General features: G+C 45.0%; 11 protein-coding genes. 2 read left to right on the plus strand and 9 right to left on the minus strand.

The window, feature by feature from the left end; translation table 11 throughout:
• Positions 1–86: 86 nt before the first annotated feature.
• The 5 genes from E1H13_RS21690 to E1H13_RS21710 all read right to left on the minus strand — a co-directional run bounded on the left by E1H13_RS21690 (position 87) and on the right by E1H13_RS21710 (position 6535).
• A complete protein-coding gene (locus tag E1H13_RS21690; protein WP_169616606.1) occupies positions 87–1001 on the minus strand; it encodes a glycosyltransferase family 2 protein in 915 nt (304 codons plus the stop codon).
• A gap of 12 nt (positions 1002–1013) precedes the next feature.
• Positions 1014–1733, minus strand: coding sequence for an FkbM family methyltransferase (locus E1H13_RS21695; RefSeq protein WP_169616608.1), 720 nt, complete (start codon positions 1731–1733; stop codon positions 1014–1016).
• An 80-nt stretch (positions 1734–1813) separates the two neighbouring features.
• The gene (locus E1H13_RS21700) at positions 1814–4243 is read right to left on the minus strand and encodes a beta-1,6-galactofuranosyltransferase (RefSeq protein ID WP_169616610.1); all 2430 of its coding nucleotides are present in this window, start codon (positions 4241–4243) and stop codon (positions 1814–1816) included.
• Between the two features lie 807 nt (positions 4244–5050).
• Positions 5051–5839: a sulfotransferase family protein gene (locus E1H13_RS21705; RefSeq protein WP_169616612.1), complete on the minus strand. Its 789-nt coding sequence runs from the start codon at positions 5837–5839 to the stop codon at positions 5051–5053.
• 27 nt (positions 5840–5866) lie between these two features.
• Complete coding sequence (locus E1H13_RS21710; protein WP_169616614.1) at positions 5867–6535, minus strand: sulfotransferase family 2 domain-containing protein; 669 nt, start codon at positions 6533–6535, stop codon at positions 5867–5869.
• Positions 6536–6939: 404 nt separating this feature from the next.
• Between E1H13_RS21710 and E1H13_RS21715 the strand changes: the two genes are divergently transcribed.
• Positions 6940–7257: a transposase gene (locus E1H13_RS21715; protein WP_169616615.1), complete on the plus strand. Its 318-nt coding sequence runs from the start codon at positions 6940–6942 to the stop codon at positions 7255–7257.
• Between the two features lie 652 nt (positions 7258–7909).
• On the opposite strand, the gene E1H13_RS21720 is transcribed toward E1H13_RS21715, so the two are convergent.
• From E1H13_RS21720 to E1H13_RS21735, 4 genes are all read right to left on the minus strand, one after another.
• Positions 7910–9169: an ABC transporter ATP-binding protein gene (locus E1H13_RS21720; RefSeq protein WP_169616617.1), complete on the minus strand. Its 1260-nt coding sequence runs from the start codon at positions 9167–9169 to the stop codon at positions 7910–7912.
• Positions 9170–9932: 763 nt separating this feature from the next.
• On the minus strand, positions 9933–10790 hold the full coding sequence (locus E1H13_RS21725) for an ABC transporter permease (protein ID WP_169616619.1): 858 nt from the start codon (positions 10788–10790) through the stop codon (positions 9933–9935).
• A gap of 316 nt (positions 10791–11106) precedes the next feature.
• Entirely contained in the window at positions 11107–11940 is an 834-nt protein-coding gene (locus E1H13_RS21730; RefSeq protein ID WP_206070827.1) for a metal ABC transporter permease, read from the minus strand.
• A gap of 8 nt (positions 11941–11948) precedes the next feature.
• A complete protein-coding gene (locus E1H13_RS21735; RefSeq protein ID WP_169616622.1) occupies positions 11949–12146 on the minus strand; it encodes a hypothetical protein in 198 nt (65 codons plus the stop codon).
• An 87-nt stretch (positions 12147–12233) separates the two neighbouring features.
• Here E1H13_RS21735 and E1H13_RS21740 point away from each other — a divergent pair, with 87 nt between their 5' ends.
• Entirely contained in the window at positions 12234–13106 is an 873-nt protein-coding gene (locus tag E1H13_RS21740) for a DMT family transporter (protein ID WP_206070829.1), read from the plus strand.
• Positions 13107–13335 lie beyond the last annotated feature (229 nt).

Genomic DNA, 13335 nt, shown 5'->3' on the forward strand with positions numbered 1-13335 from the left:
TAGGTCTTTGAATTGATTTGATGATCTATCAGCTCACGTCTCTACACCAATAGCACATCCTTTCCTCGACTCGTGAATGCGCTAGTTTATATAAGATGTACGATATTTTCCCGCCTAAACCAGGCAAGGTTTGGAAATAAAAGCCAAAACAGCATCTTTGGCCCCATCTTCAGTAAGGCGGGCTTGTTGTGTTTGAACAGCTCCAGCAGCGCAGTTCTAACTAGCAGGGTAAGAAACTCATAGGTCCTGGTCGTGTCAAATCGGCTAATTCCAGAGTCCATTTCAGTCTTAACTAAGGCATATCCCACCAACCAGGACCCAGGTACAATACCAAACTTCGAAGAAAGCATGATATTTGTCTCACAATGGGCTGCCAGGCTCTGAGCTATCGTTTTATTGGCAGCATACATTCTTGAGCCAGCCAGCTTGTCAGGCACGTATAGAAACGAGACATGTTTACCGTACCTGAGCCAAAGCTCATAGTCTAAGCAGTAATTCAGCGACACATCTAGATCTCCATACTGTTCTACCAAGGAGCGCCTAAAGAATACCGCTGGCTGACATAGAAAACATTCTTGCTTGAGACGTTGGTAACTCCAGGACCGAGTAGGATACTCCTTTAAAGGAGTATTGTCTGCTTCAATCCAGTCAGCTCTACCATATAGGGCCTGAACTTCAGGATGGTTAGTGAATATCGCTCTTATTTTTTCAAAGGTACCAGGGTAGTAAATATCGTCTGAGTTAATCCAAGCGATAATGTTGCCTGTCGTATTGCGAATTCCTTTGTTGACAGCGTCAGCCTGTCCCCCATCAGGTTCACTATACCAGCGCAGGTATGCCTCGTATTTTTGCAGAATAGCTAGAGTATGATCAGTGCTACCACCATCACATACAATATACTCAAATTCGACTCCTGCTTGATTGAGAACACTTTTAATAGTTCGCTCAATAAACTGACCCTGATTATAGGAAGGGGTGATAACACTAAAGCTAAGTGTCATAGTCATAGCTAGTTAGATTAATCGTGAAAGCTCCTTCCACTGATTCCAGTCAAACTCAAAGTTTTGCCACGGAGAGAAAGGGGGTTTTTGCTTTTCTTTGCCATTTAGAAAAATCAAGTCTACTTGGTGGAGATTATCATAATAGTAGCAGAGGTCAGTAATATCCCAAAGGTGAAAGTCTTTTGACTCCAAATAAATTACCCTCTCAGATAAGTAGCATAGCGGTGACTCTATAACCACACAGGAAGTACGTTTAAGAGTATCTTCTGCCCCTCGAAGAATGGGCAATTCATGCCCGTCGACATCTAACTTAAGTAGATATGGTTGAGAACATTCTTTATCCTGTAAAAAGGTATCAAGGGTAATAGTTTTGATAACCCTGCTCTCAGTCACACCACCGCCGAGAGCACCATCCAAACTACTATGAGTTACAGTATCTGAACCAAGCTTGGTAATGCTGAGTAGACTTTCCCCATCCTTATCTGAAAGTGCTGCTCTAGTTAACTCGTAGTCATAACCTTTATAATTTTTCTGAATGAAATCATAGTATTCTTCTACTGGCTCAAACAAAAAATGCTTTAAGTCAGGAAAAATTGCCTTCAACTGAGGAGTCTCATGTTGGACACCAACATCTAAAATCGTTTTGACATCTAAGCCGCTTTTGCGAAGACTGGATAATGAGTCTCGCTTTGTCGGAACTCGATCGAGCATCTGCTTTTTCGATGAAAACATAACTTTCAGCCTAGTTTATTAGAATCAAAGAATTGACACATCACATGCAAGATTAAATATCAAAACACCGCATGAAATGCTTAGTTAACAATCAAGGGATTACTAAAGAACAGATCCTCAAAGCGAAGGTCAGATGGTCTGCCAAGTTGAATAGATTCCCAAAGCCATTTATGTAACTGATCAGCAGAGAACTGCGGGGCGATCAACGATGCCTTTTGGCGCATTACCTGTTGCACTTGAGGATCACTCACGTAGTTCACAGCTTCCCTAAGACTTTTAGCACTATAGTCACAGGTCACACCGACTCCAAATCGCTTGACAAAATTAGAGGCTGGGGTCTCTCGACTACCCATAATAATAATAGGAGTATTTGACGTCGCCATAGCAAAAATGATTCGCCCAGGCAAGCTAAGACGTGACAGCTCCGGGCGATCGTCTCTGGAATCTAACGTTCCAGTTGGTACAACCACGAAAGTGGCCTGCCTCATTCTCTCCACCAGGGTTGATTCAGAGACTAACCCGCAGGGATTGATGCCTCGCGGGTTAGTCCTTCCGGGTTCAATCTGCATCCAGGGATAGTTTGTGTTTCCATACCAATCTAGCTTTAGTCCTGCTTCATAGGCGGCAGTCGAGAGCATATCAAACCACTGTTTGCTCCAGATACTACCAATGAGTACCCCTCTATCTACAAATCCATCTCTAAATGTAAGAGATTCAGGACTCTGACAAATGAGATGATGAGGAACTACCGCAGGTAACAAGTGGATTTCCAGCCCATACTTGGCTTCATAGGCATCTCGCAGTTCTGGATGAGTTGCCAGACGCAAGGAACATTTATCCAAAAACTCATGCATCAATGGGTCAGGGATGACGTTAACGCAAACATTTTGATCATCCATGATGTACGTGCCCAGAGGAGCTCGATGTAGTTCCGTAAGAGTAATTGCCGTGATCAAATCATCCGATCTGTAGGGAACACATAAGATTTGATTAATCTGATTATCGCCAACTCGGTTAATTATATTTTCAGCAGCCTCTACTCTGGACAAATCCTCATGAAATATAAGAAGACTAAGGTCACCAAAATAGTGCTCACCATCATAAAGATCCATGGAATGGATAGAAAGGACATTGGGAGTACCTTCAATAATTCGTTGAACCAGCGGCCCTGTACCATGCAGTTGGTTAATCTCAAAAGCTGTGATCACTGCACTGGCATCAGACAAAATTGTGCCAAGTTGTTCAAATCTAAAGTTGATTGGTCTACCTCGCTCCAAAGATCGCCATATCCAGGTGGCCATGTTCTCTGCTGAGAATGAACTAGCCAAATAGGCTGCTCGTTGACGAAAATGTTGTTGTTGGTGCGATGAACAAATATTTAAGACAGCCTCACTAAAGCTATCAGGGGTATAATCACATACCACACCCAGTTGCATCTCTTCTACGAATTTGGCTGCAGCGGTATCGCGACTACCAACAACTATGAGGGGAATGTTGGTAGCGGCTACGAGATAAGGAATACGCGAGGGTAAACTTAATTTGGCCAACTCGGGCCGATCTTGATTGTCATTGGTGCTACCGGTCAAAATTAAGGCGTAGGGTGCCTTTCTCAGATTATCTAAAAGTTCATCTTCAGGATAAAACCCTTTGAAGGTAATACCATCTTCCTTGAGACTACCTTCATCGAAGGAAAGCCAATTTCGATTAGGATTACCATACCAGTCAATCAAGAAACCGGTTTCCCGAGTTAAATTTTTTAAGCGCTCAAGCCATTGCTGACTCCAAATGTTGCCAATTAACACTCCTGGAGGAAAAGTTATGAACTGATCTAGATCTTTTAAGGGGAATGAGGGGGTCGTCTGAATCAAGCCTGTGTCCACAACTGGTGGTAAGAACCAAAATTTAAAATTGTATTTTTGCTCATAAGCCTGACATAGCTCACGGGAAATTCCTAAGCGCAAGTCTGACTTTTCCAACAAATCTCGCATAAGTTCATCAGGTATATTTTGAGCATATATGTTTTGATCATCCATTAAGTAGGTGCACAGAGGGACATTCAGTAACTCCTTAAGTGCCAATGAGGACAGTATATCGTCAGTATAATAGGGAACAGTAAGAATACACCTTGCTTTTTTGAAGCCAATTACCTTAGAAACGTTTCTACGAACTAGCTCAGGTGTTTGATCACTATGGCTTAAGCAGGCATGGGCAAAACCAAACTTCTGACGACCATCATAAAGATTTCTAGATCGCAAGGAAAAAATATTATCGCTATCGGTAAATAACCTACTTAGAAGGATGCCTACGCCCTGATTATTATTAACCTCGCAGTGTGACACAATAATATCAGGAGTGGCTTGGCCAAAAGCAAACTTAAGAGGATTTAGTTTTCTTGAAATTTTTCGCCTCAATTTTTCCTGTTTGGCCTTGAGGGCACTAAGTTTTGCAGACAACCTGCTCCTTAGCCCTACTTGCGTTGCTAAAATATCACCAGACTTTAGATTTGTCATAGGGCGATGAAAATGAGAGATCCAACACTGAAGTCACTTATGCTTTTTAAGCAGTAGGACTACCTTACAGTAAACCATAGTCTCAGCAGCATGAAAATGCCATCCAGGGTTCTTTGTGGTACACTAATATTAGTACTCTTGTAGCGATTCTTGAATGCATAAGGTGGACCTCTACTGATAGAAGTCTCGTAATTTATAGGGTTTGAGCCGCTACCCCGTATCTAATTCGAATAAAAACAGCTATATATTTCTCTTCGGTCACTTCCATGAGGTAGAACCCAAGATAGCCCACTCCGTTACTAATATGACAACGTAATGGGCTATACAGATTAAGGGAAGGCTAGTTTCAGAGCTTCTCTGAGTGGAGTGATAATAGAGGGATGTTCTTGTGCTTTAAGTAAGCTACTTGTAAGTTCTTCACTAATACCTTCTAGCGCATTGTCAATTAGCATATACCCTTGCTTGGTGTCTAAGGCTCTGGCTCTCATACAGCAAGGAATCTGGTTCAAAACTTGAAGATCAGCGGATTACAAGCAGCCTCAAAATCAGGAATTATCTAAACCTAAGAAGACTTTTACTTTTATCCAAGCTTCTCGTATTCTCCAGAACTTGCTTGACTGCATCTCAAGAATGGTTGCTTGAGTGTGTTGAAGTTGAGCTTGAGTGTGTTGAAGTTGAGCTTGAGTGTGTTGAAGTTGAGCTTGAGTACGTTGGAGTTCTGCCTGAGTATGCTGGACGAGCTTTCTACTCGTCTCAAGGAGTTTGTCACGAGAGTTCAGCACCTTCCATAGATCTTCGTCGTAGCTTTTACGTGGCATAACCAAGCATGTCATCAGCTGTTTGACAGTTTTTATTAGCCTTTGCTTGAATGTAATAAATTGAATCTACTCTACTCTCTAAAGGGCGAATATCCTTAAGTTGGACTCCCCTGGGGGGGTGATGTAGTAGGTTATCTCCAGTACACTGATAAAACTTATAAAAATCCTCTAAAAACCTTTCGTCGTAGTTGATGCTGAGCATTTGACATATGTTTTGACAAGTATCTTTTGGGTTAGTACAAAATGTCTCGTAGTGAACAATCTTATAACCCACAATCGATTTAGCATATTCCAAGTATCGCTCAGAAAAGACCTCGACAGTCAGGTTTTCAAAATTGCAAAAGTTGCGTTTTAGAGAATCGTAAATATCTGCAGCTTGACGACAGATCACTATCGCTTGGTGTTTTAGCTGAGCATAGTTTAGATAAAGCTCCTGCTCAAGCACTAAACTAGGCTCTAACAGGGAACTTGGAATCACATTATCTAAGAAATTTAAAGTAGGCCAATCTCTGATGATTAGATTAGCTCCTCTACAAACAGATCTTTGTGACAAATATGATATCTTCTCGGTGTAGGTTAACCTTTCAAAGGTTAACACCTCACTATCAGATAAAAGCTCTAACCATTTATGTGCTTGATAGCTTATTGAAATAGGAGAGCCATGGGGATTAACTTCTGAAAGGACCAGGTTGCCGGGAATACAAGATAAACACCGGTTAATGAGAGTTCCGCCGGATCGGGCAAATGTGTAAAATACGGACAGGTTTAGACTGCTCATCAGTAATAAGGCTTACACATGAAAACTTTAATCTTGTTCAAATTCATAATTTCCGAATTTTATCTCCTCGCTAAATTTTGATCTAACTTTTTCCTTAAGATCTTCATCATAATACCGTGAATAGTGTCCTCGACTTGATTTGTTCCTTAGAGGTAGTTCAACAAAAGGGATGTATATCTTCTTGCAAACCTCTTTGAAGTCCTCGTTAAGATACTCGAACCTGATCAGGAAGTCAATATCACGAATAAGACTGCCTTTCTGAATCTTTCTCTGCGAAAAGTTGAGCCTGCTTAACCAACTTCTTTGGTTCTCTAATAGAAGTGAATCTTTTATATAGTAACTCAAAGGCTGAACTTCATCAATCAATTTTTGAAAGTCATCTCTTACCCAATCCTTTATTTTTCTGTGAGGAGAAAAGTACCAGGAGATCATCATATCCCATGGATTTCTGATTACTGAAAACTTGAATAGGCTGTTGTAAACGGAATCCTCAATCATATTTTTGTATTCAGTTAAGGTAGAGTGTTTGTGAACTTTATACCTATCGCTTCTGACTTCAAAGCGCTCAACTCCATCCTGATGTTTTTCGAGTATTATTATTTTATCCTCAGAGTAGTCTTTTAATATGCTTTGGATGCTGTTTCCACCAGTCTTAGGTACATGTATGAATAGAAATTTTTTTTGGAGAGAAATCATTTTGTATTTTCTGATTTTACAGTGTAGAGAGGGTCAATGACAAAAAGGCCTGGATCGCTGAGGTTGTTACAGTCTAAATGGTTTTGGGAATTGCATTCTTAGAGAACAAAGTTCAAACTCATCGAGTTTGATTCAGAAAAGTCGACGGTCTGTGCCACATCATCTTAGCAGCTACTCAAGTCTGAGCTATCCGTTATGCACAAGTTGCCAACACCTTTGACAGCTAGGCATTGCAGCCAATCTTTATTATTGCAAAACTCAGGCTTAATCATAGCAAGGTTTCTAGGACTTTACAAAGCTATAGCAATTTCTGAAACCTACACAGCACTTTGGATCATAGTGAGTCCCAAAAACTGGATAGGTGACTAAGCTCTGAATCACTCAAACCATGATAGGAGTAGTTCATGAGCAGAAAACGCAAGCAGTACAGCGCGCAATTCAAGGCTAAGGTGGCGATTGAAGCGATTCGAGGGCAAAAGACCACCGCTGAGTTGGCCAGTCAGTACGAGATTCATCCCAAGATGATCAACAACTGGAAACGGGATTTGCTGGATAAGGCCAGTGAGCTGTTTGATAGCGGCAAGACCACGAACCATGTTCAAGCCGAGACTCAGGCACAGATTGATGAGTTATATCGTCAAGTCGGTCAATTGACGGTGGAACGGGATTTTTTAGCCAAGTGCTCAGCCCAACTGGGTCTACCCGCCGAAAAATCCTGGTAGAGCCGAATCATCCCCAGTTGAGCCTGGTACGCCAGTGCCAGCTCCTCGGAGTGAGCCGTTCGAGTCTGTATTACCAACCGGTCGGTCCGTCTGATGAGGAGTTGACCTTGTTGCGTCTCATCGACGAACAATATCTGAAAACGCCCTTCTACGGCAGTCGTCTTATGGTTGCCCTCTTGCGCCAGCAGGGGTTTGGGCGCTGCTGATTTCAAGTATGAACCGATCGATGGAGGTATTGGAACCTCGTCCAATTTGTGCAAAATTATACTGCTATTCAGCAATGCCGAAATTCGGGCTCACTTGGCTTTGCAGTTGACGATAAAGAAGGGGTGTTTCCATGACACTGGTTTTGAATTAGGGAATTCAAGCCTCTCATGAAATGCCCCCCTTAAGCTACCTTATCTCATTTAGGATTACTTGCCCAGCAAACCTTTCAGGACTTTTCTGCATCACTAAAAACCTATCCGGAAACCGCCTCAAGCCCTTGAGGCCCGTAGACAAAATGGGGTATTCGGATAGGCTCTAAGGACGATAGCTTAGAAAAATGGCAGCAGTTATATTTAACCATATAGTCAAGAGGAAAACCACAGAAAATCGAACTAAGCATGCTCGATATATTGTAATTTATGGATCGATGTTTTTCTGGTAGCCTTTACATTGAGTTGGTATTAGTTGCTTCTTCTTCGTAAGAGTTGATTTTAAGATCGGCAATTCCTAAAAAATCTTTATCCTCGGTATCAAGTACTTTGAAAGATAAAACTCCAGCTTGCTTATCTACTGGATAAAACATTTTGTCTGATTGCCTGCTTTCTAAGCGAACAGTCAGAAAGTAGATGCCTTCAATCAACCCAGCCTGAAACCTAAAAATAACCCTGCGTCTTACAATTTCTAAATTGGATCTTATTTTAGTAAGCTTTATGTACTTGCCACTAATCGGAAGTGACCTACGATCTTCAATAGATAAACTTACTGATGGATTTTGTAAAGAACTGAGGTGTTCGACAATAACTTCAATCAATATCTGGTCACCTGTATAAAAAATCCCACTTTGATCTGAATCATTGATAAACCGGACATCAAGAACTTTGCCCTCGTCTGTTCCAAGTGCCAACCTCTTTTTCCCGGAAAGAGATTTTTTTGCTTTAACGAATTGACCTTGCAGTGAATCCAGTTTTTGCTGAGACTGTATATCTAGGAAATAAATTTCTGCTACCTCATCAGTATTTCCAAATGCTCTCAGAGTTCCATTTTGCAAATAAAGAATCTGATCGCATACAGATTTTATGGCTCCAATATCATGAGACACTAAAATTACTGTTGCACCTGCTTCCATTAACTTTTCTAACCTACGAAAAGATTTAAACTGAAAAGCAGCATCGCCTACAGAAAGGGCCTCGTCAACGATTAGAATGTCAGGATTTACATTAACTGCTAGGGCGAAGGCTAGACGAACATACATCCCGCTGGAATAAGTTTTGACCGGCTGATCGATAAAATCTTCAATGTCTGCAAATGCTGAAATATCATCGAATTTTGATTCGATTTCTTCTTTTTCCAGCCCTAACAGTCTACCGCTGAAGAAGATATTTTCTCTGCCTGTAAATTCTGGATCAAAGCCACTGCCTAACTCTAATAAAGCGGACATACGACCGTTGACAGCTATTTCCCCAGTTGTTGGGGTTAATGTGCCAGCAATAATTTGCAAAAGGGTACTTTTCCCAGCTCCGTTACGCCCGATAATTCCCACTCTTTCTCCCTTGGGAACTTCAAGGGTAATATCTCGTAGCGCCCAAAAAATCTCTGCTCTAGGTTTACCTGGCAATAGAATTTCCTTCAAGCGATCCACCGGTCGGTGATATCGCTTATACAACTTGGATACGTTCCTTAGCGAAATCGCAATTTCCTCAACCATAATCTATCCTAATCCATAAAACCCAAGCAAATTATCGTTAGACTCACAAAGAAAACTAGCAGTTAGTCAATGATTAAATTTGATTTAATTACGATGTCTTGGTTAATTTATTTATTGCGAATGCTTAGAGTCCAGATTTATTAAAAACTCACTACTATTCTCCAGAAGATCTGTATTGTTCGAGGTGTCTCTTTAGTTGAAAAAATAGCAGAAACGATCTCTAGTACTGCCGGGTAAAAATATAACCACTGTTGCTGAGGGTGTCAGGTGTCGGGTATCAGGAATGATGGGCCGAATTATGCCTCGAGGTACTAGTACAGGAAGGCAGAAATATGACCACCTTTGCTGAGGGTGTCAGGTGTCGGGTATCAGGTGTCAGGAATGATGGGCCGACTTATGCCTCAGAGTACTAGTCTAATCACCCTCTCCTTTGTCTTTAGCCTTTGCTACTTTTTCTCAAGCATTCACTTGGTCCAAGTTTAACTGTTTGCAGTATATACCCTACTCGGTTAACCACCCCGCCTCATTCTTCAGGATCATCCTCTCCTTGCCTACTACTGAGCAATTCCCGTAACCCCTTTAGCTGTGCCTCTGCTGCTTCGGCCTGTCGCTTCTGCTCATCGGCCCGTTCTGTCTCCCGATTGGCTCGAATGGCACTTGCTAGATGGGCTTATTCTAGCGGTTGTTGCTGCCCCTCTTGAATTATGGCTCCAGCGACCAGGTATCCTATTATTCAATTGGGTAAAAGTACCACTTGTAGTCACTACAGTACATCTGCAAAGGCAGGCCGCAGCTTTCGATAGCACCAGTACCCCCCCAGTAAAATCAGCACTGATACTGCTGTCGCTACGGCCCATTCACTCCAGTGGGTCACTGTGCCATTTAAGATCATGTCTCGGTACAGCTCTCCGACCGCAGCCATAGGATTCAGCCAAAAGACCCAAGCCTGAAATGGCTGAGGAATCAGTGTTGCCGGATAGATTAGAGGTGTGGCATAGAACCAAAGGTTTAAAAGCACCCCCAGGGTTTGGGGAATATCCCGCAAAAAGACTGTTAGTCCAGCCGTTAAAAAACTCAGGCCCGCCGTCAAGCAGAGTTGGGGCAGCCAAGCTAGCGGTAACAAGAGGAGAGTGGGATGTAGCTTTTGGGTGAACAGCACCACAAAGGTAATTAACGCCATAAGGCCAAAGGTGCTTTCAATAAAGCTAGTGAGAAGCGGTATTAAGGGCAAAAGAGTTAACGGAAAAACCACTTTCTTGACCAGATTGGGCTGAGCAATGACTGCAGTCGACGCCTCTTGTAACCCTTCACTAAAGGCCAGCCAGGGTAGCAGACCAGCAAACAGCCATAGCCCAAAGACAAAGGAATCATCTTCAGGCAAGCTTTCTAGGTTGAGCCTAACCTGAAGCACAATCCCAAAAACGTAGGTATAAATTAGTAGCTGAGCTAACTGGTGTAAGAGGGGCCATAGTTTGCCCAACACAGAACCTTTATAGCGTGCCTCCAGATCCCGTTGAACAAGAATTTTCAGTAAGTTTAATTTGGCCCATTGAGGGTCACTTAGCGGCAGCCAGCGTTTGATCAGTGATTTTTGACGCCAAAGTGCTTTTAGAGGTTTCACAACTATCGCCACCGACTCGGTACCCTTTTACTCAAGAGTTAATTCATAGCTACCATATCGTAATTAAGCCCTTGTGCCAGCCATTGATCGTGAACGTCCAGGTGTGGGTCGCCCTGATTCTGTTAAGGTGCAAGTTAGTGGATCACGCATGGGCTACGTTGAACCAATCGCTGGGTTGCCGATAGGCCAGACAAGCGCTGCTTGTAAAGGTTACGTAACCCAGCCTGCCTGACAGAGCTGTGACAACCTTCGCTGAGAATGTCAGGTTCTAGATGTCAGGTATCAGACATGGTTGGCTGACTGATGCCTCAAAACACTAAGCTTGCCAGTACCGAATCAATATTCCCTGGCGGGGGCTAAACAGCAGCGCCAGCAAAAACCCGCCAAACACGGTCAGCCCGATCGCGGGGCCGGAAGGGATATCTAGATAGTAGCTGCTGTACATACCCACCATGCCAAATAGTACTCCTAGGATCGCCCCCAGGATCATCATCCAGTGCAGTTCTTTGACCAGCAGGTAGGCGGTGGCGGCGGGGCCAACCATCAGGGCCACCACCAAGATCACCCCTACCGTCTTCATGCCAGCGATAATCGCCAGGGTGATAGCCGCCATCAGGCCAAAATTGATCCGGGTGATCGGCAGGCCCAGGGCTTCGGCCCCCAGGGGGTCAAAGGTAAAAAACAACAGTTCTTTGTAAAACAGAGCCACACCCACTAGCACCAGGGCGGTAATCACCGCGATTTGCTGGACATCGGTGGCGCGGATACTGAGGATGTCGCCGAAGAGGAGCTGCTCTAGGGGAACTCGACTGCGAAATACCGTCAGTAGGGTAATGCCCAGGGAGAAAAAGGTGGAGAAGGTGATCGCCATGGCGGTATCCACCTTGATGCGTGACTGGGTGCGGATCCAGGCGATCACAAAGGTGCTGAACAGGCCCATGACAAAGGCTCCCGCCAGGATGGGCAGGTTGGCAAAACTGGCGATCGCCAGTCCTGGCAGCACCCCATGGGCCACCACATCCCCCAGCATGGCCATGCGTTGCACAATCAGATAGGTACCCACCACAGGGCAAAGAATACCCACCAGCAAGCTGGCCCACAGGGCTTGGCGCATAAATTCGTAGTTGAGCGGTGTCAAGAGCCAATCCATCAGCGTTATTAGTCGTCGGGGAATTGCCAGCAAGGAATATATTCGACTCGGGTGCTGCCACAGCCGCAGGGAACCTCGCTGGAGGCTACCCAGGTGGCATCACACTGGCGACAGTGGCAGAGAATGTTGTTGAGGTTAGCCTGGGCCAAGCCAAACTGCCAACGCTGAAGTTCCTCGGGGGTGAAGTAGGATGGGGAGTCAGCCATAGCCAGGTTCACAGCCTCGGGAGCACAATTAGAACAACTTGAGAACAACTTACCTCTGCAACAGTTTAGCCTGACAACTGGACTACCATGACACTGGATTCGCGGCGAGCCACAGGGATTGGGTTTACGGCAGTGCTGATGTGGGCCACCCTGGCGCTACTCACCGCCTTCAGCGGGGCGATACCGCCCTTTCAGCTGACAGCTATGGCCTTTTCGGTTGCCTTTATCATTGGCCTGGGGCTTTGGGGTAGAGCCGGGGGGCAGATCGCCCTGTTCACCCAGCTGCCCTGGCCAGTATGGGCCTTGGGCATTAGCGGCCTGTTTGGCTATCATTTTTTCTATTTTGTGGCGCTCCAAAATGCGCCGCCGGTAGAGGCCAGTTTGATTGCTTACCTGTGGCCGTTGCTGATTGTACTGCTTTCGTCCCAATTGCCGGGGGAGCGATTGCGCTGGTTCCATGGCCTGGGCACCCTGGTTGGCTTTCTGGGGGCGGCATTGCTGATTACCCAGGGGCAGGGGTTAAGTTTTAGCTGGCAGTATCGCTGGGGTTATTTGGCCGCTCTGGTTTGTGCAGGGATTTGGTCCAGCTATTCGGTGTTGTCTCGCCGCCATGGGGCGGTACCGACGGTGGCGGTGGGTGGGTTTTGTGGCGGGACGGCGCTGTTAGCCTGGGTCTGCCATGGGCTGTTAGAAACTACGGTGTGGCCTCAGGGTAATCAATGGGGTGCCATTTTAGGCCTGGGATTGGGACCGGTGGGGCTGGCCTTTTTCACCTGGGACTATGGGGTTAAACACGGCCACATCAAGGTGCTGGGGGCGTTGTCTTACCTGGCACCGCTGCTATCGACCCTGTTGCTGGTGTTGACGGGGTTAGCAGAGCCGACCTGGGTTTTGGGGGTGTCCAGTCTTTTGATTGTGGGTGGTGCCCTGCTGGCCTCGGGTGATTTTCTGCGGTGGTGATTTGTTTTCCAGCGCATACATCCCCCAGCCATGGGTTACGGCGGCAGATAACGAAAAACGAAAAAGGAAAAGGGAAGAACGAAAAAGGAACAATCCAAAATCCAAAATTCCCCCATCTTCCCCATCCCCCCACCAGGGCGCACACACAGGTCCGCCCCTACGCCACCTTCCCCATCTCCCCATCTCCCCATCTCCCCATCCCCCCATCCCCCCATCCCCCCATCCCCCC

The sequence above is a fragment of the Nodosilinea sp. P-1105 genome, from assembly GCF_012911975.1.
Classification (GTDB): Bacteria; Cyanobacteriota; Cyanobacteriia; order Phormidesmidales; family Phormidesmidaceae; genus Nodosilinea.